The organism is Amycolatopsis orientalis DSM 43388 (genome assembly GCF_000411975.1).
GTDB classification, from domain to species: Bacteria; Actinomycetota; Actinomycetes; order Mycobacteriales; family Pseudonocardiaceae; genus Amycolatopsis; species Amycolatopsis orientalis_D.
Map to the genome: position 1 here is coordinate 12,586 of NZ_ASXG01000091.1, position 23,718 is coordinate 36,303.

Sequence of the window (23,718 nt, forward strand, 5' to 3'; positions counted from 1 at the left end):
TCGCCGCGCCGCTTCTAGCGTTGCGGCCATGACCACGTACGTTCTCGTTCCCGGAGCCTGCCACGGCGGCTGGTGCTTCGACCGGCTCACCGCCCAACTGCGCGATCGCGGCCACCGCGTGCTCCCGCTGACGCTTACCGGCCTCAGCGAGCGGCAGCACCTCCTGCACTCCGGAGTCAACCTCGACACCCACATCGAGGACGTCGTGCGGACGATGCGGGCCGAGCAGGTCGAACGCGCCGTGCTGGTCGGCCACAGCTACGGCGGGATGGTCATCACCGGCGCCGCCGACCGCGTTCCGGAACTGGTCGACGCGCTGGTGTACCTCGACGCTTTCGTCCCGGAAAACGGCGACTCCTGCTGGACGCTCACCGACGACCGGCAGCGCGAGTGGTACCTGAGCGTCGGCGAGACCGGATACGCCGTGCCGCCGCTGCCGTTCTTCGACCCGCGCGCGTCGGCGCACCCGCTGGCGACCCTGCTGCAGTCGATCCGGCTGGACGGGGACCTGGGCCGATTCCGCCGCCGGGACTACGTGTCCGCGCGGATCTGGGACGGCGGCTCCCCGTTCGAACCGACGTACCGACGGCTCGTCGAGGATCCACAGTGGAACGTCCACGCGCTGGAAAGCAAGCACGACCTGATGCGCGACGCGCCGGACGAACTGCTGAGGATCCTCCTCGACGCGGGCCTGGACTGACGGCCTCGTGAGTGTTTTTGCCGGTTGGAACCGGCAAGAACACTCACGACTCCAGCGCAGGCACCCGTTCCCCGGCCGGCGGCGGCCCCGGCGGCGTCCCGTCCCCGAACGGACGCCCGCCCAGTTCCTCCCGCCCGTGCGGCGTCAGCCACCCGGCCAGGTCCGGCCCCAGCGGCACGATCCCGGTCGGGTTCACGTTCCGGTGCACCACGTAGTAGTGCTCCTTGATCTGCCCGAAATCGATCGTGTCGCCGAAGCCGGGCGTCTGGAACAGGTCGCGCGCATACGCCCACAGCACCGGCATCTCGGTGAGCTTCTGCCGATTGCACTTGAAATGCCCGTGGTAGACCGCGTCGAACCGGACCAGCGTCGTGAACAGCCGCACGTCCGCCTCGGTGATCGTGTCTCCCACCAGGTACCGCTGGCCGGCCAACCGCTCGGACAGCCAGTCGAGCCGGGAGAACAACGCGCGGTACGCCTCTTCGTAAGCCTCCTGCGAAGTGGCGAACCCCGCTTTGTACACGCCGTTGTTCACGTCCCGGAAGACCTTCTCGGCGACGTCCTCGATCTCGTCGCGCAGCCGTTCCGGGTACAGCTCGGGCGCGCCGTCCCGGTGGTAGGCAGTCCATTCCAGCGAGAAGTCGACGGTGATCTGCTTGAAGTCGTTGGTCACCACCTGCCCGCTCGGGATGTCCACAATGGACGGAACGGTGATCCCGCGCGGATAGTCCGGGTAGCGGGCGAAAAACGCCTCCTGCAGCCGTTCGATGCCGAGCACCGGGTCGCGGCCGCCGGGGTCGAGGTCGAAAGTCCAGCTGCGCTCGTCGTGCGTCGGGCCGCACAGGCCCATCGACAGCACCTCTTCGAGACCCAGCAGCCGGCGCACGATCGACGCGCGGTTCGCCCACGGGCACGCGCGCGCGATCACCAGGCGGTAGCGGCCGGGCTCCACCGGCCAGCCGTCGCGGCCGTCGGCGGTGATGCGGTCGGAGATGTAGTTCGTGTCGCGCTTGAACTCACCCTGGTCGGGCATCGGAAGCCTTTCGTCGGGATCAGGTCTGGTCGTCCGGGCAGGCGGAACAGTCCGGCGGCTCCAGCGCGGCGGCCAGCCGGGCGAGGATCGGGCCCGCGGCGCGGACCTCCTCGGGCGAAAGATGGTCGAACAGGAACGAACGCACCCGCTCCAGGTGCCCCGGATACGCGGCGGCCAGCTTCGCGTGCCCCAATTCGGTGAGCGTCGCGTGCGCGGCCCGCCGGTCCTGCGGGCACTTCACCTTCTTGACCAGGCCGCGGCGCACCATCGCCTCCACGACCCGGCTGATCCGGCTCAGCGACAGCGCCGTGGCCTGGGCCAGATCGGTGAGCCGCAGCCTGCCTTCGGGTGCTTCCGCCAGCGACACGAGCACGGTGTAATCCGTCAGCGAGACGCCGTTGTCGTGCGCGAACTGGTCCTCAAGCGCCCTCGGCAGGACCGTGACGAGGCGCATCAGCGGACGCCACACTGCCTCTTCTTCGCTGGTCAGCGGGGTTCTGGTCACCACAGAGGGGGAGTATATCCGACACTTGCTCGCGCAATCAGTTATTGTGGGCTACAGTGCTAGTTGAACACTCAACCAAGAACCCGAAGGAACGGAACACATGACCAGCGCGACCACCTACGCCCACCTGACCGGCACCTACACGATCGACGCCGCGCACAGCCGGATCGGCTTCGTCGCCCGCCACGCCATGGTCACCAAGGTCCGCGGCTCCTTCAACGAGTTCGAGGGATCGTTCACCCTGGACGGCGAGAACCCGGCGAACTCGAGCGCCAGCGTCACCATCCAGACCAAGAGCGTCGACACCCGCAACGCCGACCGCGACGGCCACCTGCGCAACAACGACTTCCTGTCCGTCGACCAGTTCCCGACCATCACCTTCACCTCCACCGGCATCAAGCAGACCGGCGAGGACACCTTCGACGTGACCGGCGACCTGACCGTCAAGGACGTCACCAAGTCGGTGACCATCCCGTTCGAGTTCGGCGGCTCCGCGAAGGACCCGTTCGGCAACGACCGCGTCGGCTTCGAGGGCTCGACCACGATCAACCGCAGCGACTACGGCGTCACCTTCAACGCCGCGCTCGAGACCGGCGGCGTGCTGGTCTCGGACAAGATCACCCTCGAGTTCGAGATCTCCGCGATCAAGAACGCCTGAACGAACAGCCGGTGAAGGGTTCCGGAACCGGGACCCTTCACCGCGGAAGTCAGACGTCGAGCGCAGCCGCGCGGCCGGAGCACGACTCGCCGCTCGGCCTGCGCTCAGCCGCGCAGACCGGCGATACCCACCTCCAGCGCGGCTTCGAGATGCCGCGGCTCCCCGGTCGTGAGCAGCAGCAATACTCCGCCCTGCACCCCGGCCAGCAGCGCTGACGCGGCCTGTTTCGGATCCAGCCCGGGCCGGATCTCCCCCGCCGCCCGCAGGTGCTCGATCCCCGCGGCCAACTCGCCGAGCCAGCGCCGCATCAACTGCGTCACCACGGCCTGCGCGCCCGGCGTGTTCCGGCCGATCTGCGACATCACCACGTTCAGCGGGCAGTGCCTGCCTGCTCGGTGTAGTGCGCGAGCACCACCTTCTGCCAGGTCCGGAAGTCGTCCCAGGTACGCAGCGTGCCGAGCGCCGGCTGCTGCACCTCCGGCACCCGATCCGCCTCCCAGCGCGCGACGGCCAGCAGCAGTTCCTCCTTGCCCTCCGGGAAGTAGTGGAACAGCTGGCTTTTGCTCGTCTTGGTCCGCGCGCGGACGTCGTCCAGCGTCGTCGCGAGCACGCCGCGTTCGCGGATCACCTCGGCCGCGCCCTCCACGCTCCGCTGTCGCGTGGCCTCACCCTTGCGCGTGAGCGTCATCCGCCATCTCCCGATTGGACCTGCGAGTCCACTCTACGCGCGGAAGATCAGAACGCGGTGCCTCCGTCGGACCAGGACGTCTGTCCGAAGTCCTCGTCGTCCACCGGCGCGCGACGCGGTCGTGGCCGTTCCGGAGCTTCCGCGGCCTCCGGTTGCTCGACGGCGGCTGGCTCGGCGGCGGCTATCTCGGCCTCGGCTTCCGGTTCGGGAGTGCCCTTCGGCCAGACGCACGGCGACGTCGCACCCAGGTAGAGCTTCCCGAGTTCGTTGGCCTGCAACGACATGTCGAAGCCGTCGCGGTCGTTGCGCGCGAAGACGTACTGGTCGGCGGGCCGCCGGTCGGTCAGCACGGTGAAGCCGTGTCCCTGCCACCACTTCACGACGGCGTCGAACTGCGCGCCGAAGGTGTCCGGCTCGAGGCCGGTCACCTCGTAGGTGGCGGAGATCTCGAACCGCCCGGCCGGGCCGTGGTCGGTCGGGTCGGTGCATTCGGAACGGTTGCGGGAGAACAGTTCCCGTCCGGCCGGCGCGGGCAGCGCGGAGAACGCGCCGCGCACGTAGTCCTCGACCCGGTCGCGGGCTTCGGTTTCGGTGATCGTGGGGGTCATGGCTCCACCTCCTGGGGAGCAGGCTACGAGGGGAAGGGCGGCGAGGCAGGCCAGCGCGGTGCGGCGCGGCGTCACGCCGGCAGTCCGGCGATGATCCGGCCGAAGCTGCGCAGCGACGGGTTGTTGTCCTCCCAGTATTGGCTGTGCGCGGCCCCGGACAGGCCGCCCTCGTACCACGGGCCCTTGTCGCCCGGCGCGGATTCGAAGACCTGGCCGCCGAATCCGTCGCCGGCCGGGCTCGGGCCGAGCGGATCGTGGCCGCCGACGCCGATGTTGGTGATCTTGATCAGGTCGTGTTCCGCGACCGTCGAGTGCACGTGCTGGGCGACCTGATCCTGCGGGACGCCGTCGAGGTGCAGCTGGTTCGCGTGCTCGACCCCGACGCCGGGGCTGCCGACGAAGATCAAGTCGTCGGCGTTGAGCCCGCCGTCGCGAGCCGCGTGGCCGATCACGGTCGTGCCGTAGCTGTGGCCGAGCACCGTGTTGTGCGACGGCGCGCCTTCGTGCGAAGCTCGCAGGCCGTCCTCGAATTTCGCCAGCGCCGCCTTGCCGCCGTCGGCGTATTTCTCGCTGGCGGCGTTCACGAGTTCGTCCGGCGCGTCGTAGCCGACCCAGGTGATCACCGACGTCGACGGCGAGCCGGCCATGGTCGCCGACTGCCACATCTTGTCCGACCGGCCGAGATCGCCGCCGATCTTGGACAGCTCGCTGCCGGTTCCGGGCACGTACGTCGCGACGTTCGCCGCGGTGTCCGGGTTTCCGGCGGCGACCACCGCGGTGCCGTCGCCGCTGACGTCGAGCGAGATCAAGAAGGCGGGCGGTTTGCCGTCGCCGGTGGCCGCGAGCCGGTCGCGAATCGCGGTGAGTCCGCGCAGCTGCGGATCGTCGCCTTTGCGCTTGTCGATTTCCCGTTGCAGTACAACGCGATTCGCCGCGTCGCGATCGACCACCGGGATGCCGTCGAGGTTGCGGATCAGGTCCGGGTTGTCGCGCAGGATCGAGGACTGCGCGGAGTCGGACAAGCTGTCCCACCACGCCCGGTTCTCCGCCGGGGTGCCGTTCGGTTTCGGCTGGCTGGTGGTCGCCATCGCCAGCGCGACCATTCCGGTGCCGCCGCTTTCGCCCTTCGCCGCACGGTCGAGCACCACGGTGAGATCAGCGTCGACTTCGGTGGCGTCGCGAAGAATCCGGCCGACGCGGTCGGCGACCTCGGCCTGCCGCTCGGGCTCCCCGCTGACTCCCCCGCCGTCGTCGATCCGCATTCCGTTGCGCGAGGCGAACTCGTCGACCTCGCGCACCTCCACGCTGATCCGCTCGACCGCCAGCTGCGCGTCGTGCACCCCGCGCCGGACTGCCGACACGTCAGCAGTCAGTTGCCGCAATTCCGCGGTCAGCGCCGTGCCTTTGGCGGTCGCCGCGTCCGCCGCGTCGCCTTGCCAGGGGCCGAACTTCGTCATGGCGTCGGCGTCATCGTTCGCCGCGGTCAGCCGGGCAGCCCGAGCGCCGAGCGCGTCGACCGCCGCGGCGAGGTCGGCGGGATTCCAGCGCCGGACGTCTCCCCAGGTGATCATCGACCGGCCGCCGCGATCTTGCCGGTCGCGTTCTGGTCGCTGCCGCGGTAACCGGCCGCGGCCTGGTCGAGATTCCCCGCGTAGGCCTCGGTGTCGGCAGTCCACTTCGGAACCGCGCGGCCCCAGGTGTCGGACAGGCGGTCCGCCGCGGCCAGGCTCGTGCCGCCGGGCAACCCGACTCCGGCGAGCGCGCCCGCGAGGTCGGCAGACCGGACGGTCGCCGCCGCCTGCCGCGCCCGGCCGACCGCGGTCGCGACCTCCCCCGGAGCGACCTCGAAACCCGTTCCCATGCGCATCTCCCCCACCGCGGCGACCGGACGACCCGTACGACGAACGGCCGCGACAGCCGGTTCCGCACAGTTCGAGCTTCGCGGAAACTCTTGACCGGATCTGCCCGGCACGCCGCTGACCTGCGAAAACGTTCCCTTAGCTTGTCCACATATGTGAACGCTAGTCACGTGACTGAATAGTTATCAGCCGGTGTATTGCCCGCGGGTGACCAGCGTGTGACTGTGTACGGCGAAGTTCGAACCGGAACCGGCTGAGCCGGCGCGCGGCGGCGGAAGGCGTTGCCCGGCGGCGGATCAGCCGTTCCGCAGTGCTGGACAAGTCCGGCAGTCCTTGTCCCCTCGACCCCCATTCGTCCGGCCAGGACGGCGCTGACCTCGCGGGCAGCGGACCAGGACCGGCCGGCCATCCCGGAAAGAGACGGCTCGGCAATGACACAGACAGCCGCGGCGCGGCGGCCCATCGGCAGAACGACGCTGTATTTCTTCGGTGCCCTCGGCGGCATCCTGTTCGGTTACGACCTCGGGGTGATTTCCGGGGTGTTGCCGTTCATCGGGAAACTCTGGGGCCTGTCCGGCTGGGACAAAGGCGTCATCACCGCGAGCATTTCGGTCGGCGCGATCGTGGGCGCGAGTTTCTCCTCGCGGCTCAACGAAAGACTCGGCCGCCGCCGGACGATCATGACGGCCGCCGTGGTCGTCATCGTCGGCACGCTCGCGGCCACGTTCTCGCCGACGTTCGCGTTGCTGATCATTTCCCGGCTGGTGATCGGCGTGGGAATCGGCCTTTCCTCCTCGACGGTCCCGACGTATCTGTCGGAACTCGCCCCGGCCCGGCTGCGCGGGGCGATGGGCGCGCTGAACCAGATCTTCATCGTGCTCGGCATCCTGATCGCGTTCCTGGTCAGCTACGGCCTCGGCAGCTCGGGCAACTGGCGGCTGATGTTCGCCGGCGCGATCGTGCCCGCGGTGATCCTGCTGGCGGGCCTGGTGTTCCTGCCCGAAACGCCGCGCTGGCTCGTCGCGAACGGCCACGAGGACCAAGCGCGCGCGGTCCTGCTCAGCTCGCACGGCGGCGCGGTGAACGTCGACGACGAGATCGGCACCATCCGCGAGGTCATCCGGCTCGACTCGGAATCGGCGAAAACCCGGTTCCGCGACCTGCTGACGCCGACCGTGCGGCCGATGCTCGTGGTGGCCCTGCTGCTCGCGATCGGCCAGCAGTTCAGCGGGGTGAACGCGGTGAACGCGTACTTCCCGACCATGCTGATCGGCCTCGGCTTCGCGACCCAGGCGGCGCTGCTGTCCGGCGTGCTGCTGGGCGTGACCAAGTTTTTGTTCACCGCGTGGGTCGTGTTCGTGGTCGACCGGTGGGGCCGCAAGCCGCTGCTGCTGATCGGCAACGTGCTGATGGTGCTCACGCTGGTCGCGGCCGGGTTCATCGTGCTGGAGGTCCACGACACCGCGACCAAGGGCATCCTGATGCTGGTCGCGATGGTGCTGTACCTGGTCGGCTACGAACTGGGCTGGGGCGCGGTCGTGTGGGTCATGATGGCCGAGGTCTTCCCGCTCAAGGTCCGCGCCGCGGGCATGGGCGTGAGCAGCGTCGTGCTGTGGGCCGCGACCGGCATCATCAGCGCCGTCTTCCCGATCATCTCCGACCCGGGCGCACTCGGCCTCGGCGGCTCGATGTTCCTGTTCGCGGGCATCAACGTGGTCCTGTTCGCCCTCACGAAGTGGCTCGTCCCGGAAACCAAGGGCCGGACACTGGAGGAAATCGAACTCGACCTGCGCGGGCGGACGCATTCGAAGGCACGCGCCTGAATTTCCCTCTCGGGGTACAGCCGGGCGGCAGGGATTTCCTTGCCGCCCGGCTGTTTTTGTCCGCTGTGGCTAGCCGCGCCAGAATTGCTACTCTTCCCGCGAAAGTTACGCAGGGGAGGCGTACATCGTGAGCGAAGCCTGCCGTCTCGACGGCCAGGAGATACCAGCTGTTTTGTCAACCTTGCACGCCGGAATCGCGTTGTCATGCACGCGATGAAGACGAGCCACCGGGTCGCGCTGTGGTCTGGGGTCTGCTTCGCCGTCGTGGCGACCGCACTGGTGGTCTTCTGGGCGACGGGCTTCGGCGCGTACCTCTGGGGCGCGAACCATAAAACCTCAGACACGACGCCGGACAAGTACCACGACACCGACTTCGCCGCCTGCACCGATTTCACGGCCCGGAGCCCGGAAATTCCGCGAAACGCTGCCGAAGTGGCTCGCACCTGGTACCCCGAAATCAGCAAGGACGGCACCCTTCTCTGCAGCTTCACCCCGACGGATCAACAACGACCGCTCGTGGAACTGCAAGCAAGCTGGTTCGCAACCACCGCCGCGCAGTCCGGCAGCGAACACGCCACCACCACCTTCACCGGCGCCACCGCCGCGAGCAACGACGACAGCCCCGTCGGCCTGGCCTTCGGCGAGAAGGCTCGCCGGCTCCCGCAGAAAAGCCAGTCGGACTGCGGACTGATCTTCTTGGACCGCAACGCCGTTTTCCAGCTCCACTACACCGCAGCGGCTCCGAGCGGAAACCCCGAGTCCTGCCGTGGCCCGCTCCGCAAGGTCGCCCAAGCGCTGTACACCGCGGTGCAACCGCGATAGCGCGGCCTCTGCACGCTCCGCCTGCTCCGCTCGACGTGCGCCCTCAGGACCCGCGCTGCGGCGGCCTCGGGCTCACCGGCTTCCACTGCGACCAGGATGTAGTGGCGCCCTCGCGACAGCGGCCTCGTGGGAGAGCCTCGCGGGAGGCCCTCGCGGAGGCTCCGCCCTCGGGCAGCAGCGCGAGCACAGGGTGACAGCCGTGCCGCGAATCCTCAATGCCCGGCTCACGAACGGGTTCGCGGTCACCGCGGAGCAGCGAGCGCACCTCCCGCCACCACGACCGACGAACGCTCCGGCTCCGCCAAATCCCACCCGGCAAGCGCAGGGGAACAGCCCGGCCGCAAAACCGCGATGCCCCGGCTCAGGAACGGGTTCACGGTCACCACGGAGCGCGAGCGCACCTCCCGCCACCACGACCGACAAACGCTCCAACTCCGCCAAATCCCACCTGGCAATGGAACTTCAGAGCGAGCACCAGTGCACGAAGCCGCCTCGACACAGCACCCTGCTCGAATCCCGGCAAGCACGCGCGGAACTTCGCCCAGCACCCCACCCGGCCGAGCTTGCCGGGCCCCGCCGGAGGCAGGCCAGACCCCGCCAGCGACAGGCCAGACCCCGCCAGCGATAGGCCAGGCTCCGCCAAGGACAGGCCAGGCCCCGCCAGGGGCAGGCGAGACCCGGCCAGGGGCAGGCCAGACTCCGCCAGGGGCAGCCGGGAAACAGTCCTCGCGGGACCACCACGCTCAACAGGTCCGGCGGCCGCACAAGCATCCATTCCCGATGCCAGGCAACGACCTCTAGCCCTCTCGCGCAAGCCGTCCGAACCACCGCGTAGTGACCGCGGGACCACCGGTTTCAATCAATCCGGCAGCATAGGCATCTCCATCCCCGCCTCATGGCTCAGCAACGCCGCCCGAGTCAACGCGCTCGCGCCGAAGCGGTTCCGCAGCGCGTCCACCGCCGAGTCCAGTGCGGTCGCCTCCGCGGACATCGCCGGACTGGACGGTTGATCCAGCGGCAGCGCCAACTGCACCGCCCCATGGCTGTCGAGATTCGAGAAGGACAGACCCAGCAACGTCAAACCCCGGCCGTACACCAGTGGTTGCGCCGCAGACAGCAGGCCACGGGCAGCGCACAGCAGCGTTTCCGTGTGGTCGGTGCTGTCGGCGAGCGTGTGCGACCTCGTGGCGCGCGTGAAGTCCGCGAAGCGCATGCGCAGCACCACCGTCCGGCAAACTCGCGACGCACTGCGCAGCCGTCGCGCCAATCGATCCACAATGGACACCACAATCTCGTCCAGCTCGGCCGGCGAGCGGGAGCGGCGGCCCAGCGCGCGTTGCGAACCGATCGAGCGGCGGCGTTTTCCCGGCTGCACCGCGCGCGGGTCGCGGCCGTGCGCCAACGCGTGCAGATGTCGTCCGGAACCTGGGCCCAGCATGGAGATCAGCGCGGCCTCGGGCAGTTCGGCGACTTGGCGCACGGTGCGGACGCCGCGTTCCCGCAGCTTCGCCGACGTCACCTTTCCCACTCCCCACAATCGTTCCACCGGCAGCGGATGCAGGAACTCCAGCTCGCGCTCCGGCGGCACCACCAGCAAGCCGTCCGGTTTCGCGACGCCGCTCGCCACCTTCGCGAGGAACTTCGTGCGCGCCACCCCTACCGTGATCGGCAGCCCGACTCGCGCCAGCACCTCCGCGCGCAGGCGCACCGCGATCTCCGACGGGCTCCCGGCGATCCGCCGCAACCCGCCGACATCCAAGAAAGCTTCGTCGATCGACACTCCTTCCACCGCCGGCGTCGTCTGCCGGAACACCTCGAACACCGCCTTGCTCGCCGCGCTGTAGACCGACATCCGCGGCGGCACCACCACGGCATGCGGGCACAACCGCCTGGCCTGCGCCCCGCCCATCGCGGTGCGCACGCCCAACGCCTTGGCCTCGTAGCTCGCGGCCAGCACCACGCCACCGCCCACGATCACCGGCCTGCCGCGCAGCCGGGGATCGTCGCGCTGCTCGACCGAGGCGTAGAACGCGTCGAGGTCGGCGTGGAGGATCGGTCCTTCGCTCGTCACGAACATATGTTCGCATCGAACCCCGACAAAAACCGGGATCCATTCACTCGAACGGAGTAGAAAAGTCTCCCGGAGCCCGGTCAGAACGCGCTAACCTCTCCCCCGTGCGGCTCGTCCTGTTCGACCTCGACACCACGCTCGTCGATCGCGCGGAGGGATTCCGCCGCTGGGTGTGGGAGTTCTGCGCGGAACACCGGCTCGCCGAGGCGGACGCCGAATGGCTCATCGCCGCCGACGATCGCGGGCGCGCCGATCGGGCGGCGTTCTTCAAGGACCTCCGCGAACGCTTCGACCTGCAAGAACCCGACCTCGAGGACGCTTACCGCGAACGCCATCCCGCGCTCGTCCCGGCCGCGCCCGGCGTGCTGACCGGATTGCCCCGGCTGCGCGCGGCGGGCTGGCGGATCGGCGTCGTCGGCGAGGGCGAACCACAGCTGTCCACGCTGCTGTGCACCGGAATCGCCGGGCTCGTGGACGGCTGGGCGCTCGCCGGGCCGGACGGACTGTCCACATCGGACCCGAGGCTGTTCGAACTCGCCGCCGAACGCTGCGAGACCACGCTGGACGACGCCTGGCTCGTCGGCGCGGACGTCGGGCCCGCACGGTCCGCCGGATTGCGCACCGTGCGAGTCGGCCCGGACCGCGACACCGCCGCCGCGATCGCGCTGCTGCTCGAGAGCTAGTTCTCCACGTCGATCTGCCAGGTGCCGTCGTGCTGCGACATCGTGTACCGGTGTATCTCGGTCGTCGAGGTGCCACCAGCTCGGTGGTAGGTGATCTTCGCGCTGAGCGTGTTCGCTCCGGTGACTTGGACGTCGCTCGCGGTCACCGAGCTGAACTGGCTCCACCATGACTTGTACCGGTCGAACGTCTGGCCTCGCGACGAGCGGAATCCCTCGCTGAGCATCGCCCAGCCGCTCTCCAGATTGCTCGGCAGATACGAGAAGTAGGTGCGCAACGCGGCAGCCATCGCCTCCGGCGAGTTCGCCGCGGAACTGGACGACGGAGGGCTGCTCGACGAAGGCGAAGTCGACGGCTGCGTCGACGGCGACGGCTGCGAAGCGGACGAGGTCGCCGGAGTGTTGGCGGCGGCGGAACTCGCGCCGGCCGGCGGGTTCGCGGAGGGGTCTTCCTGCCCGTGGTTGCGGGTGAGGACGACGGTGACGATCACGGCGAGCACGACAAGCAGCGCACCCGCCCCGGCGAAGATCATCCCGCGGCGTCTTCGGTCCGAGCCCGCCTGCGGCGCGGCGGCAGCGCCCGCGGCCGGAACCGCGACCGTGGTGGGCACGGCCGGAGGTTTGGCGTCCGGCAGCGTCGGCGGCTCCGGAACCGTCGCGACCGGGGTGACGCCGCCGTCCAGCTTGCGCAGCTCCGTGACGACCTCGGCCATCGACGGCCGGTCCTCCGGCTTGAGTTCCAGCAGCTTCAGCAGCAGCGGCTCCAGCTTCCCGGCCTGCTTCGGCGGGTTGATCGAACCGCTGGAAACCCGGTACAGCAAGGCGATCGCGTTGTCCGCGGTGCCGAACGGCGGTTCGCCTTCCACAGCCATGTACAGCGTCGCGCCGAGGGCGAATACGTCGGAGGCGAACGTCGCTTCCTCGCCGCGCGCGACCTCCGGAGCGAGGAACGCGGGCGTGCCGGAGATTTCGCCGGTCGCGGTGAGCGTGACGTCGCCGACCGCGCGGGAAATGCCGAAGTCGGTCACCTTGACCGTGGTGCCGTCGTCGCCGAGCAGGACGTTGCCGGGTTTGACGTCGCGGTGCACGATTCCCGCCCGGTGCGCGGCGGCGAGCACGCCGGCCAGCTGCACCGCGAACGGGATCGCCTCGTCGACGGTCAGCGGCCCGTCCTCGCGCAGTTTCACCGCGAGGCTGCGCGAGGGCAGGTACTCCATGATCAGCCACGGCCGGTCCTCGTGCTCGACCACGTTGAACACCGAGATGGCGTTCGGGTGCTGCAGCCGGGCGGCGATGCGGGCCTCGCGCATGGCGCGGTTGCGGGCTTCTTCGACCTTGTCCTCGCCCTGGTTCACGGGCATGAGGAGTTCCTTGACCGCGACGACGCGGCCGAGGATCTTGTCCTCCCCGCGCCAGACCATCCCCATCGCGCCGCTGCCGATCAGTTCGACGAGCTCGTAGCGACCGGCGACCTGCCGGCTCTCCTCGGTCAACGGAAAACCCTTCGGTGCGACATCATCCACGGACGGCGATCACCCAGTTTTCCACGGACGGCCGGAGCCTGATCCGCGACCCACCGGCACCCCGCCGGGGTTGCTCCGAGTGGCCGGGTCACGACAGGGTGAGCACATGACCACCACAGCGCCGTCTTTCCGGAGCGTGTTCCGGATGGGCGAATTCCGTGCGCTCTGGCTCGCGCACGTGCTTTCGGTGGCAGGTGACCAACTAGCCCGAGTCGCGCTGACCGTGTTGGTGTTCAACCGAACGGCGTCCGCGGGCTGGGCCGCCGGGACGTACGCGCTCACCTATTTGCCGGACCTCCTCGGCGGTGCGCTCGGCGGACTCGCCGACCGGTTTCCGCGCCGGACCGTGCTCGTGGTCGCGGATGTCGTGCGCGCGCTGCTGGTCGCGTTGATGGCGATTCCCGGCATGCCTTGGCCGCTCGCCGCCGCACTGCTCGTCGTCGTGCAACTCGCGGCCGGACCGTTTCAGGCGGCGCGGCAAGCGGTCCTGCCGGACCTGCTCGGCGAGGAGAAATTGGCGACCGGCCAAGCGATTCTGTCCTCGACGTACCAGGCCGCACTGGTGATCGGTTTCGGCGCCGGTGCCGCGGTAGTCGCCTGGCTCGGCGTTTCCGGTGCGCTGTGGGCGGACGCGGTGACGTTCGCGGTGTCCGCAGCCGCGCTGCGCTGGGGTTTGCGGCCGTACCCGGTCTCGAAGGTGACCGAACACGTGCCGCAATGGGCGTCGCTCAAAGCGGGCTGCCGGCTAGTCGTGCGGGACCGGAAGCTGAGGTCGCTGCTGGCGATCGCGTGTTGCTGCGGGTTTTACGTGGTCCCGGAAGGCTTGGCGGTGCCCGTGGCCGCGCAACTCGGCGGCACCGGCGTGCTCGGCTGGCTGCTGGTGGCGAACCCGGTCGGAACCCTGCTCGGCGCGTTGCTGATCAGCCGCCTGCCGCGGACCCGGCAAGTGCGGTGGCTGGGCCCGCTCGCGGTGGCGAGCAGTCTCGTGCTGCTGCCGACCGGCTGGACGCCCGCGTTACCGGTGGTCGTGGCGGTCTGGACGGTGTCCGGGATGTTCTCCGCGCACGACTTGATCACCCAGGTGCAGTACAGCCTCGCCGCGCCGCCGGAACAGCGCGGCCAGGTGATCGGAGTCGCGATCGCCGCGTTGCGGGCGGCGCAGGGCCTGACGATCGCGGCCGCGGGCGCGCTGGCACTGGCCTTCGCGCCGACGACAGTGGTCGCGATCGCCGCCGTCGCCGGAGCCGGCTGTGCCGGAGCTGCCGGGATCGCGTGGACGCGGGCAGTGCGAGCGGACCGCGCGGTGCGGCCCCGCCGAACTCCCCTCGACGAGGCCACCCCACCTCCCGCACCGTGATCCGCGGGACGGGTGCGCCGCGGTACTGGTTTCGGTCACGTCCAGTTGTTGTCACGCATGCCCTCTCACCTCCTCGGGGGACGGGCCCTGGGGTCGGTCAGCGGGTCCAGTTGTTGTCGCGCATGGCGGCGGTTCCCTTCGTGCGTTGATCGGTGGTGGTCGGCGGGGCTCAGCGGGTCCAGTTGTTGTCACGCATCGCGACAGCTCCCTTCGTGCGTTGATCGGTGGTGGTCGTGGGGGTTCAGCGAGTCCAGTTGTTGTCGCGCATGGCAGCTCCCTTCACAGCTCGGCGGACGGTGGTCGGCGGGCTCAACGGGTCCAGTTGTTGTCACGCACGGCAGCGGCTCCTTTCCCGAGTTGACGGGCGATGGTCGGCGGGGCTCAGCGAGACCAGTTGTTGTCGCGCATGGCAGCTCCTTTCCCGGCTCGGCGGACGGCGGTCGCGAGGGTTCAGCGAGTCCAGTTGTTGTCACGCATCGCGAGCAGCTCCCTTCATGGCTCGACGGCTGGTGGACGCGGCGGTCAGCGGGTCCAGTTGTTGTCGCGCACGGCGGCGACTCCTTTCGCGAGGTCGGCGGTCGGTGATCTCGGAGATTCAGCGAATCCAGTTGTTGTCACGCATCGCGAGCAGCTCCCTTCGCGGTTCGACGGTCAGTAATCAGCGGAATTCAGCGAGTCCAGTTGTTGTCCCGCACAGGGCTCCCCTTCCTCCTCGGCGATCGGCGAACAGCGGACTTCAGCGGCTCCAGTTGTTGTCGCGCACGGCGGCAGCTCCCTCCACGAATCGACAGCCAGCGAGCAGCGGGTTCAGAAACCTCAACGAGTCCAGTTGTTGTCGCGCATGGCAGTTGCCACCTCCTCTCACCGCTTTTCGTGCGGTGCTTCCAGGCGTTTCAGCGGGTCCAGTTGTTGTCACGCACCGCAGCCACCTCCTTTCCGTCCGCCATTTCCGATGGCCCGGCCGCCTCAGCGAGTCCAGTTGTTGTCCCGCATCTCGACCCCTCCTTTCCGCATGCCGGATTCCCGGTTCAGCCGTATTCACCAGTTGTTGTCCCGCACTGTGGGCACCTCCTCTCAGCTGCGGAGACCGAACCCTCGACCTCAAGTTGAGACCGACGGCGAGACCGAGGTCACGGAAGAGCCGCCCAGTTGTTGTCGCGCACCGTCGTCACCTCCGTTTCAGAGTCGCGCCTTCGGCGGTTTTCGCACGTCATCGCCGGGAGACCAGTCACCGAAAGTGGCCGGGGGAGGCCGAAAGGGGGCCTCGGGATTCCCTGGTCCGGCCCGGATTCGGAGCAGCTGGCCACTACTCACAGTGGCCACCTCCCCTCGCCGGCCGTCTGGCGCTGGGCTGTCCGGGCGAAATCGCCCCGGGGCTTCCCAGAGTCCGGACGACAGGCAGCACACAACGCGCCTCGTCGTTTACCGTAGAAGCCAATCGGGTGAGGTGAAGAGTGCGCGGACGAGTTGCCGGGTGGTTCACAGGCTGGCGCCTATGGCGGTTGCCCTCTCACGTCCGCATGTACGTGCTGCTGGTCAACGTCGTGGCAGTGGGCACCACCCTCGCCACCGCGTGGCTCGCCCCGGTGCGGCAAATCGACCTGATCCGCTTCGGAGTGCTCGCGGTGTGCGCGGCGCTCGCGATCGAGGCGACCCGGCACATCGAACGGCAGCGCGAGTACAGCCGCGCCCCCACCGTCGCGTACGTCGACACCAAGGCCGTGTGGAGCATCGCCGCCGTGGTGGCGCTGCCGGCGATCCTCGCGTCGGCGATGGTCGTGCTCACCTATGCCGTCGCGTGGTGGCGGATCTGGCCGCGCGAACGGCCGGTCCTGCCGCACCGCTGGATTTTCTCCTGCGCGTCCGTGCTGTGCGGGACGCAAGCCGCCGTCGCGGTGCTCGCGCTCGGCATGCACTCCTACCCGGGAGTGCTTGCAAGCGGCTTCGGTCCGGGTCTGCTCGACCTCATGGTTTTCGTGCTGGCCGCTGGGCTGCGCTGGGCGATCAACACCGCGCTCGTCATGGTCGCGATCGCGCTGTCGAGCCCGCCGCGGTCGTTCGCCGACCTGTTCTCCGGTTTCGGCGACCAGCTCCTCGAAGCGGGCGCGATCGGGCTCGGCCTGGTCACCGCGGCCCTGCTGCTGCTGGCCAACCCGCTGATCCTGGCGGGCGTCGTGATCGCGCTCGTCGCACTGCACCGCGGGTTGCTGCTCACCCAGTTCCAGCGCGACGCGCGCACCGACGTCACCACCGGACTGGCCACTAAACGCTGGTGGCGCACGGTCACCGAACGCTATCTCGAACGCGCGCGGGCGAACCAGGACAGCGTCGGCGTGCTGCTGCTCGACCTCGACCACTTCAAGGCCATCAACGACACCTACGGCCACCCCACCGGCGACTTGGTGCTGCGCGAGATCGCCCTCTCCCTGCGCGACGAGGTCCGCGAGCAGGACGTGTGCGGCCGCTGGGGCGGCGAGGAATTCGCCATCGCGCTGCCGGACATCCCGAGCGCCGAGCACCTCGGCCACATCGCCGACCGCATCCGGCGGCGGATCCCGCAGGTGGTCGTCGCGCTGCCGGACCAGGAGTCGGTGATCAGCGACCTGACCGTTTCGATCGGCTGCGCGCTGTACCCCGCCAAGCACCTCTCCAGCGTCGACGACGTGCTGGTGGCCGCCGACGCCGCGCTCTACCGGGCCAAGCAGGCCGGCCGCAACCGGGTGGAGCTGGCGAGCGCTTGACCGTCGGCGGAGGCCGCCGCTAGAACTCGTCCATGGACTGGACTCTCGAGGTCGTGGTCGTTCCCGTGAGCGAGGTGGACCGGGCGAAAGCGTTCTACGTCGATCAGGTCGGCTTCCGCCTCGACCACGACATCAGCCCCGGACCGGGGCAGCGCCTGGTGCAGCTGACGCCGCCCGGCTCGGGCTGTTCGATCGTCCTGGGCAAGGGCATGGTCCCGGACATGCCGCCGGGATCGCTGAAGGGGCTGCAGCTGGTCGTCGCCGACGTCCGCAAGGCTCGCGAGGAGCTGGCGGGACGCGGCGTCGAGGTCAGCGAACTCCAGCTCTACGGCCCGGATCCGGGCACCGGCGCGCTCGAAGACCTCGACAACATCGGGTTCGTCCACTTCTCCGACCCCGACGGCAACGGCTGGTCAGTCCAGCAGATTTCCGCCCGCGCCAAGGGGTAGCGGCCTAATCCACCAGCGCACCGCAACTGACGTTGACCGTCGCCGCAGTCATCGTGCGGGCGCGGTCGGACGCCGCGAACGCCGCGACCGCGCCGATATCGGCCAGCGTCGCGGTGCGCCCGAGCATCGTCGACCCGGCTAGTTCCGCGGTGAGTTCCTCGGCTCCGGGGAAATCAGCTGGAAGGGTTTCCGGAACGCCGCCAGTCCGCAGGGTTACCGTGCGCACGCCGTACCGGCCGAGTTCGGCAGCGAGTTGGCGGCGCATCGCTTCCAGTGCGGCGAACCCGACTTGCAGACCGCCGACCGCGTGGTTGCGCACTGGATCGCCGTCGCCGCCGAAGAGGAGGACGACACCGTTGCCTTGGCGTTTCATGTGCCGCCCGGCCGCCCGCATGGTGAGGAACGTGGTGCGGACGCCGTTGACCACCGGCTGCTCGTAGTCAGCCAGCGACATCTCGACCATGGGGGTGCCCTGGACGTCGCCGTGGCTGATCACGTTCACCGAGATGTCGAGACTGCCCGCGGCTCCGACCACCCCGTCGGCATGCGCGTCGACCGACTTCTCGTCGAGCGCGTCGACTACCGCGACGTCGGCGGTGCCGCCGGCGGCGCGGATGTCGCCGGCAACCCGGTCCAGCTTCTCGCGCGTGCGTCCAGCCAGGAAGACCCGCGCGCCTTCCTCCGCGAACGCCCGGGCGAACGCGCCGCCGATACCTCCGCCCGCGCCGTACACGACCGCGTTTTTGCCTTCGAGCAGCATCTGCTGGGCTCCCTTCTCGTGACTGTCACCAGTGCGTCGAGCGGGGAACCGGGGAATCGACAGCGTCCTCAGGGGCGGGTCGCGCCCATCGGGTTGGGAATGGGAACACCTCCATCGTCGATGATCCGCCGGCTGAGCGGGATCGCCAGGTCCAGCACTCGGTCGACGCCGGCCGGTCCGAGTGCTTCGAGCGGCGCGCCGGCCAGCCGGTCGGTGGTTTCTTCGATGGTTCGGCGGACTTCCGCGCCCGCTGGGGTCAGTCCCTCCGCGTCGAGCAGCCCGCGCTCAGTCAGGCCTTCCGTTGCCGCGGACCATTCCTCGTCAGTCCAGCCTCGGGCGCGCTGCACTTGCTTGCGGGAGGTCGCTCCGGTCGCGACGTGGGTGAGGGTGGTTTCCAGCCCGGACAAGCCGGAGGCGACGGCGGCCAAGACGTGGCCGTCGCCGCGGTGTTCGCGCAGGACGCAGGTCGCCAGCCACAACCGGGCCAGCGGCCGGTCCGGGCGAGGCACCGCGGCCCACGCCGCGGCGAGCGGCCGGGCGTCGAACTGGCAGGCGGCGGCTGCCTGCTCCAGCAACGCGACCAGCTCGTCGACGGTTTCCGTGCCGAGCAGCCGCGCCAACGCTGCTTCGACCGCTTCCACCCGGGTGCGCACCACCTCGGCAGGCGAGGCGAACGACCACGCGTCCGGCAACGCTCGCGCGACCATCCGCGGCGCGAACCCGAAGAACATCGACGTGACCGGTTCCGGGCCGATCGGGCCGAGCGGCGCCGCCCGGCCCGCGAAATAGCCCATCCACCAGCCGCGCAGACCGACCTCCTTCGCCGCCGCGGCGGGTTCCGCGGCGAAGTAGACGACTGCGTGCAGGGGTTCGATGGCTGTCCAGAGGGTTCGGGCCGGGTTCGGCTTCATGCGGCCAACTCTAAGGCCGGGGTACGACAAAAACCGCGGCACGAAAAGAAGCCCGCCGCCCCGGAAGAGGGGCGACGGGCTGTGGAGCTGAATGCCTCAGGCGAGCTCGAGGCCGTAGGACTGCAGTTCCAGAGTCAGCGGGTAGAAGTAGCTGGTCTGGGTGTCGCCGCCGGAGAGGGTGCCGAGGCCCTTCGAACCGTCGTACGCCGGGCCGCCCGAGTCGCCGTGGTCGGTGTGGGCGGTGGTGCCGAACTCGTGGTTCAGGACGCCGACGTCGAAGTTGACCGACTCGTCCACCGAGGTGACCTCGCCGCTGCCGCCGCCGGTCGTCTGGCCCATCTTCTGGATCTGCTCGCCGACGGTCGGGCTGCCGGCGCTGGTGATCTGCTGGCCGGTGTTGATCGCGCCGGGGCCGGTGCCGTTCGGGCGGGTCAGCAGGCCGGAGTCGGCTCCGGGGCAGTCGCTTTCGACGACCTGGGCTCCGGAAACGTCGCCGCCGGACCAGGTGCCGCCCTCGTTGGTGCAGTGGCCCGCGGTCAGCATGTACGGCTGGCCGCCCTTGGTCACGTTGAAGCCGAGCGAGCAGGTGAACTGGCCGTTGTTGATCGAGTCGCCGTCCGCGATGTAGGTGGCCAGCTTGCCGGACCGGTGCTCGACGCGCGCCGCGTCGCCCAGCTTCGCCGCGGCCGCGGTGACCTTGTCCTTGGTGGCCTGGGACGCCGCGTCGTAGATCTTCACCACGACCTGGTTGGTCTTGGTGTCGATGCCCCACGACGTCTGCGGCACGTTCTTCACGGCGTCCATCTGGTTCTTCGCGCCGGTGAGGGCGGTGAAGCTGTGCTTGACGAGCTTGGTCGCGAAGCCCGCGGCCTTGGCCTTCTCCTGCGCCGCGGCGTCGGTGACGTTCAGCACCGCCTTGCCGCGTTCGAGGTAGATGCCGCCGTTTCCGGCGCCGAGCGTGTCGGCGACCTGCGTCGCCTGGGTGATCGCCTTCGCCTGCATCTGGGCGAACGCCATCGGGCTTGCCGAGGCGGCGTTCACGCACATGCCGGCGGTCAAGGCCGCGGCCGACAGTGCGGTGAATCCCGCGACGAGCGTCTTCCGGGAAGTCATGGATCTTCCTCCAGGTGGGCTGAAACCGACCGGTGGGACGCCCCACACTTTTGTTGCCCGGCAACCAACGCGAAACCGACGAAGGTTGGTTAATAACCAAAAAATGCGGACCAACCGGACATGGCTGCGCCGTTCGGACCACCTGGAATCAGCCGAACGGCGCCACCCGGAGGGGTCAGCGCTGCCCGGGCCAGCGGACGTGCTCGGCGTAGCCCTCGTTCTTGCGCAGGTAGCCGGCGATGAACGGGCAGACCGGAACGATCACCCCGCCGCGCGCCACGACGTCGTCCAGCGCCGCCTTCGCCAGCACCTTGCCGAGGCCGCGTCCGCCGAACTCGTCGCCGATCTCCGTGTGCGTGAAGACGGTTTCGGTGTCTTTCGGGGTGAATTCGGCGAAGCCGGCGAGCTTGCCGTCGGCATACACCTCGTAGCGATTTTCGCTGTCGTTGCGGGTGACCCGGGGTTCTTCTTCGCTCATCTTCGGCTCCTCGCTGGTCGGCGCCTCGATCTCCACCATCGAGCGACGCGGCGGTACTCAGCGCCCATCAAAACAGCCCGCGTCCTCGGCCGCATGAGCGATGCGCCGCGATCGCAGGAGTGGCGTGCCAGCGCGGGCCTTCCGGCGCGCCGGTGCGGTCTGTTTGCCTCGGAGAATCGGTACCCGCGAACGCGAGGGGAGCACGCGTGCAGCCGTTCGTCCTGCCCGAGTTCTATCTGCCGCACCCGGCCCGGCTGAACCCGCACCTCGACGGCGCGCGGAAGCACTGCAAGGCGTGGGCGTACACGATGGACATGATCGACGTGCCCCAGCACGGCACGGTCATCTGGAACGAGCACGACCTCGACTCCCACGACTACGCGCTGCTGTGCTCGTACACGCACCCCGACGCCGCCCCGCGGGAACTCGACCTCGTCACCGATTGGTACGTCTGGGTATTCTATTTCGACGACCATTTCGTGGAACTGTTCAAACGCACCGGCGACATCGAACACGCCCGCGCTTACCTGGACCGTCTCGCCCGCTTCATGCCCGCCGACGGCGAAATCACCGAAACCCCGGAAAATCCGGTCGAACGCGGCCTGACCGACCTGTGGAACCGCACCGTCCCGCACCGTTCGCCCGGCTGGCGGCGACGGTTCCGCGAAAGCACCCGCAATCTCCTCGACGAATCCCTCTGGGAACTGGCCAACATCAACGAGAGCCGGATCGCGAACCCCATCGAGTACGTCGCGATGCGCCGCAAAGTCGGCGGCGCACCTTGGTCCGCGAACCTGGTCGAACACTCCTTGAACGCCGAGGTCCCCGACGAAATCGCAGCTCAACGCCCGATGGAAGTTCTGCGCGACTGCTTCGCCGACGCCGTGCACCTGCGCAACGACCTGTTCTCCTACCAGCGGGAGGTCGAGGACGAAGGCGAACTGTCCAACAGCGTTTTGGTCTTCGAGAAGTTCCTGGACTGCAGCACCCAAGAGGCCGCGGACGCGGTAAACGACCTGCTCACGTCGCGTCTGCACCAATTCGAACACACTGCCCTCACCGAAGTCCCCGCACTATTCGAAGAAAACGGCGTGCCGCCAGCCGGACGAGCCGAGACCTTCGCCTATGTCAAAGGCCTGCAAGACTGGCAATCCGGCGGACACGAATGGCATCTGCGCTCAAGCCGGTACATGAACAAAGGCGCCCTGGACACTCGCGGCGGCCCAGAGCTGCTCCGCGGCCCAACCGGCCTAGGCACCTCCGCCGCCCGGATCTTCCGCTCTGTCGTCAGCACCGCACCCCAGCGCACGCGAGCTTTCACGCACCAGCCGTACGAACAACTGGGTCCAGTCGCCCTTCCCGCCTTGCCTTTGCCGTTTCCCCTGCGGGTAAGCCCGCACCTAACCGCAGAACGCAAGAGAATCGCCGATTGGCCGCTGCGCATAGGCCTCCTGTCGGAGGGCGTCTGGGACACCACCCGCCTGCGCGCGTCCGACATCCCGTTGGCCGCTGCCGGCATCTGCCCTGACGCGTCTCCGGAGCAGTTGTCCCTCACCAACGACTGGCTCACCTGGGGCACCTACGCCGACGACTACTACGCGGAGGTCCTCGCCCCCGACCTGCCCGCCACCAGGCTGACCACCGAACGCCTCAAACTCTTCATGCCCACCGACAGCGCGCCTCCGCCCTCGACACAGACCGCACTGGAAACCGGCCTGGCCGATCTGTGGCAACGCACCACCGGCCCGCTGAGCCCCGCCGAACGCGAAGTCTTCCGCGCGGCCGTCGAGTCGATGCTCGACTCCTGGGTGTGGGAAGCGGCCAACCAGGCGCAGAACCGCATCCCGGACCCCATCGATTACGTCGAAATGCGCCGCCGCACCTTCGGCTCCGACCTGGTGACGAGCGTCAGCCGCCTCGCCAACAGCCGCACCGTGCCGCCGGAAATCCGCCGCAACCGAGTCATCGAAGCACTGGAAGATTCAGCCGCCGACTACCTTTGGCTGGTCAACGATCTGGTCTCCTACCGCAAGGAAATCGAGTACGAAGGCGACCTGCACAACGCGGTGCTGGTCGTCCGGTCCTTCCTCGACGTGGCGCAAGACCGGGCCCTCCAGATCGTCGCCGACCTGGCAGCAGCAAGACTCGCCGAATTCCGGCACGCAGCGGACGTAGGCCTGCCCGGACTCTTCGCCGACTACGGCCTGGACGCGGAAGCACGAGCCACCCTCACCGAGTACGCGGAGCTGCTGAAGAACCTGATGACCGGCATCGCGAACTGGCACCACGAGTCCGCCCGGTACACGGACGAAGAACTGGACCGAGTCCGAGCCGCGCAACTCCACGTCGAACCGTCCGCCACCCCGAAAGCCCTGCAGCATCCAGGCTGCACCGGCACCCCACCCACCCCGCTAGGCGGCAAGCCAGGTCTCCACCTGGGCGCTACCGGCCTAGGCACCCAATCGCTGCGCATCCCCGCGGCACCCCACTCCACCTGCTGGTCGTGAGGGGAACCCTCACAGACGCAGATTCCCTCAGGGCCCCCCGCACGACCAGCGACGGTCCGTGAGGGGCCCCTTCACGGACCATTCAAGAAGCCCTTCACGCCTCACTCCAGGAGACGCCGCCGGAATGCACCCAACGCGGCGTTCGGCGCACCCCTCGCACCCAATACGGCGTTCGGCGCGTCAGACACACCCCATGCCGCCTAGGGACGCCCCCGAAAACCGCAGCCGCCGCACCCGAAATTCGAGGCACCCAGCCCCCGCCCCGCAGCCGCTCCACCCACCCATCGAGGCACCCAGCCCACCCAACCGCAGCCGCTCCACCCACCCATCGAGGCACCCAGCCCACCCAACCGCAGCCACCGCACCCAACCATCGAGGCACCCAGCCCCCGCCCTGCACCCCGATACGAAGCCTCCCTGCGGGCGGTGGGTG

Annotated in this window: 22 protein-coding genes; 9 read left to right on the forward strand and 13 right to left on the reverse strand. The window is 69.0% G+C overall.

Translation table 11 applies throughout. The features are described 5' to 3' along the window. Positions 1 to 28 precede the first annotated feature (28 nt). Positions 29 to 700 carry an alpha/beta fold hydrolase gene (locus L942_RS17690; protein WP_037361677.1) on the forward strand — a complete coding sequence of 224 codons (672 nt, stop codon included), beginning with the start codon at positions 29 to 31 and terminating at the stop codon, positions 698 to 700. Between the two features lie 43 nt (positions 701 to 743). Here the strand turns inward: L942_RS17690 and L942_RS17695 are convergent, their stop codons facing one another. Next, entirely contained in the window at positions 744 to 1,733 is a 990-nt protein-coding gene (locus tag L942_RS17695; RefSeq protein ID WP_037361679.1) for a glutathione S-transferase family protein, read from the reverse strand. 19 nt (positions 1,734 to 1,752) lie between these two features. Then, a complete protein-coding gene (locus L942_RS17700; RefSeq protein ID WP_037361713.1) occupies positions 1,753 to 2,238 on the reverse strand; it encodes a MarR family winged helix-turn-helix transcriptional regulator in 486 nt (161 codons plus the stop codon). A gap of 100 nt (positions 2,239 to 2,338) precedes the next feature. Here L942_RS17700 and L942_RS17705 point away from each other — a divergent pair, with 100 nt between their 5' ends. Then, positions 2,339 to 2,896 carry a YceI family protein gene (locus L942_RS17705; RefSeq protein ID WP_037361681.1) on the forward strand — a complete coding sequence of 186 codons (558 nt, stop codon included), beginning with the start codon at positions 2,339 to 2,341 and terminating at the stop codon, positions 2,894 to 2,896. A gap of 104 nt (positions 2,897 to 3,000) precedes the next feature. On the opposite strand, the gene L942_RS46015 is transcribed toward L942_RS17705, so the two are convergent. From L942_RS46015 to L942_RS17725, 5 genes are all read right to left on the reverse strand, one after another. Continuing rightward, positions 3,001 to 3,258 carry a TetR family transcriptional regulator C-terminal domain-containing protein gene (locus L942_RS46015; protein ID WP_326929345.1) on the reverse strand — a complete coding sequence of 86 codons (258 nt, stop codon included), beginning with the start codon at positions 3,256 to 3,258 and terminating at the stop codon, positions 3,001 to 3,003. 8 nt (positions 3,259 to 3,266) lie between these two features. After that, positions 3,267 to 3,584 carry a TetR/AcrR family transcriptional regulator gene (locus L942_RS46020; RefSeq protein ID WP_326929346.1) on the reverse strand — a complete coding sequence of 106 codons (318 nt, stop codon included), beginning with the start codon at positions 3,582 to 3,584 and terminating at the stop codon, positions 3,267 to 3,269. Between the two features lie 47 nt (positions 3,585 to 3,631). Further along, positions 3,632 to 4,192: a hypothetical protein gene (locus L942_RS17715; protein WP_037361683.1), complete on the reverse strand. Its 561-nt coding sequence runs from the start codon at positions 4,190 to 4,192 to the stop codon at positions 3,632 to 3,634. Between the two features lie 71 nt (positions 4,193 to 4,263). Then, a complete protein-coding gene (locus tag L942_RS17720) occupies positions 4,264 to 5,763 on the reverse strand; it encodes an alpha/beta hydrolase (RefSeq protein ID WP_037361684.1) in 1,500 nt (499 codons plus the stop codon). Further along, on the reverse strand, positions 5,760 to 6,053 hold the full coding sequence (locus L942_RS17725; protein WP_037361686.1) for a hypothetical protein: 294 nt from the start codon (positions 6,051 to 6,053) through the stop codon (positions 5,760 to 5,762). Before L942_RS17725 ends, L942_RS17720 begins: the two co-directional genes overlap by 4 nt. 429 nt (positions 6,054 to 6,482) lie before the next feature. On the opposite strand from L942_RS17725, the gene L942_RS17730 reads away from it, so the two are divergent. Next, the gene (locus L942_RS17730) at positions 6,483 to 7,874 is read left to right on the forward strand and encodes a sugar porter family MFS transporter (protein ID WP_081655110.1); all 1,392 of its coding nucleotides are present in this window, start codon (positions 6,483 to 6,485) and stop codon (positions 7,872 to 7,874) included. 264 nt (positions 7,875 to 8,138) lie between these two features. Then, positions 8,139 to 8,696: a hypothetical protein gene (locus L942_RS44320; protein WP_158684485.1), complete on the forward strand. Its 558-nt coding sequence runs from the start codon at positions 8,139 to 8,141 to the stop codon at positions 8,694 to 8,696. A gap of 859 nt (positions 8,697 to 9,555) precedes the next feature. On the opposite strand, the gene dinB is transcribed toward L942_RS44320, so the two are convergent. Next, entirely contained in the window at positions 9,556 to 10,773 is a 1,218-nt protein-coding gene (gene dinB, locus L942_RS17740) for a DNA polymerase IV (protein ID WP_037361690.1), read from the reverse strand. Between the two features lie 98 nt (positions 10,774 to 10,871). Here dinB and L942_RS17745 point away from each other — a divergent pair, with 98 nt between their 5' ends. Next, complete coding sequence (locus tag L942_RS17745) at positions 10,872 to 11,450, forward strand: HAD family hydrolase (protein WP_200862849.1); 579 nt, start codon at positions 10,872 to 10,874, stop codon at positions 11,448 to 11,450. Here L942_RS17745 and L942_RS17750 read toward each other — a convergent pair. After that, positions 11,447 to 12,940 (reverse strand): serine/threonine-protein kinase, encoded by a 1,494-nt coding sequence (locus L942_RS17750; protein ID WP_037361719.1) that lies wholly within the window; start codon positions 12,938 to 12,940, stop codon positions 11,447 to 11,449. The two genes, L942_RS17745 and L942_RS17750, sit on opposite strands and share 4 nt — an antisense overlap. Before the next feature lie 136 nt (positions 12,941 to 13,076). Between L942_RS17750 and L942_RS17755 the strand changes: the two genes are divergently transcribed. From L942_RS17755 to L942_RS17765, 3 genes are all read left to right on the forward strand, one after another. Then, complete coding sequence (locus tag L942_RS17755) at positions 13,077 to 14,327, forward strand: MFS transporter (protein WP_037361692.1); 1,251 nt, start codon at positions 13,077 to 13,079, stop codon at positions 14,325 to 14,327. A gap of 1,454 nt (positions 14,328 to 15,781) precedes the next feature. Beyond that, positions 15,782 to 17,068 (forward strand): GGDEF domain-containing protein, encoded by a 1,287-nt coding sequence (locus L942_RS17760; RefSeq protein WP_200862851.1) that lies wholly within the window; start codon positions 15,782 to 15,784, stop codon positions 17,066 to 17,068. A 32-nt stretch (positions 17,069 to 17,100) separates the two neighbouring features. Next, positions 17,101 to 17,517, forward strand: coding sequence for a VOC family protein (locus L942_RS17765; RefSeq protein WP_037361696.1), 417 nt, complete (start codon positions 17,101 to 17,103; stop codon positions 17,515 to 17,517). Positions 17,518 to 17,521: 4 nt separating this feature from the next. Here L942_RS17765 and L942_RS17770 read toward each other — a convergent pair whose 3' ends face one another. From L942_RS17770 to L942_RS17785, 4 genes are all read right to left on the reverse strand, one after another. Beyond that, the gene (locus L942_RS17770) at positions 17,522 to 18,277 is read right to left on the reverse strand and encodes an SDR family NAD(P)-dependent oxidoreductase (protein ID WP_037361698.1); all 756 of its coding nucleotides are present in this window, start codon (positions 18,275 to 18,277) and stop codon (positions 17,522 to 17,524) included. A gap of 68 nt (positions 18,278 to 18,345) precedes the next feature. Then, a complete protein-coding gene (locus tag L942_RS17775) occupies positions 18,346 to 19,188 on the reverse strand; it encodes an SCO6745 family protein (RefSeq protein ID WP_037361700.1) in 843 nt (280 codons plus the stop codon). Positions 19,189 to 19,284: 96 nt separating this feature from the next. Then, positions 19,285 to 20,301 (reverse strand): S1 family peptidase, encoded by a 1,017-nt coding sequence (locus tag L942_RS17780; protein ID WP_037361702.1) that lies wholly within the window; start codon positions 20,299 to 20,301, stop codon positions 19,285 to 19,287. Positions 20,302 to 20,476: 175 nt separating this feature from the next. Continuing rightward, positions 20,477 to 20,818 carry a GNAT family N-acetyltransferase gene (locus tag L942_RS17785; protein WP_081655111.1) on the reverse strand — a complete coding sequence of 114 codons (342 nt, stop codon included), beginning with the start codon at positions 20,816 to 20,818 and terminating at the stop codon, positions 20,477 to 20,479. Between the two features lie 167 nt (positions 20,819 to 20,985). On the opposite strand from L942_RS17785, the gene L942_RS17790 reads away from it, so the two are divergent. Further along, positions 20,986 to 23,286 (forward strand): terpene synthase family protein, encoded by a 2,301-nt coding sequence (locus tag L942_RS17790; protein ID WP_081655112.1) that lies wholly within the window; start codon positions 20,986 to 20,988, stop codon positions 23,284 to 23,286. Positions 23,287 to 23,718 lie beyond the last annotated feature (432 nt).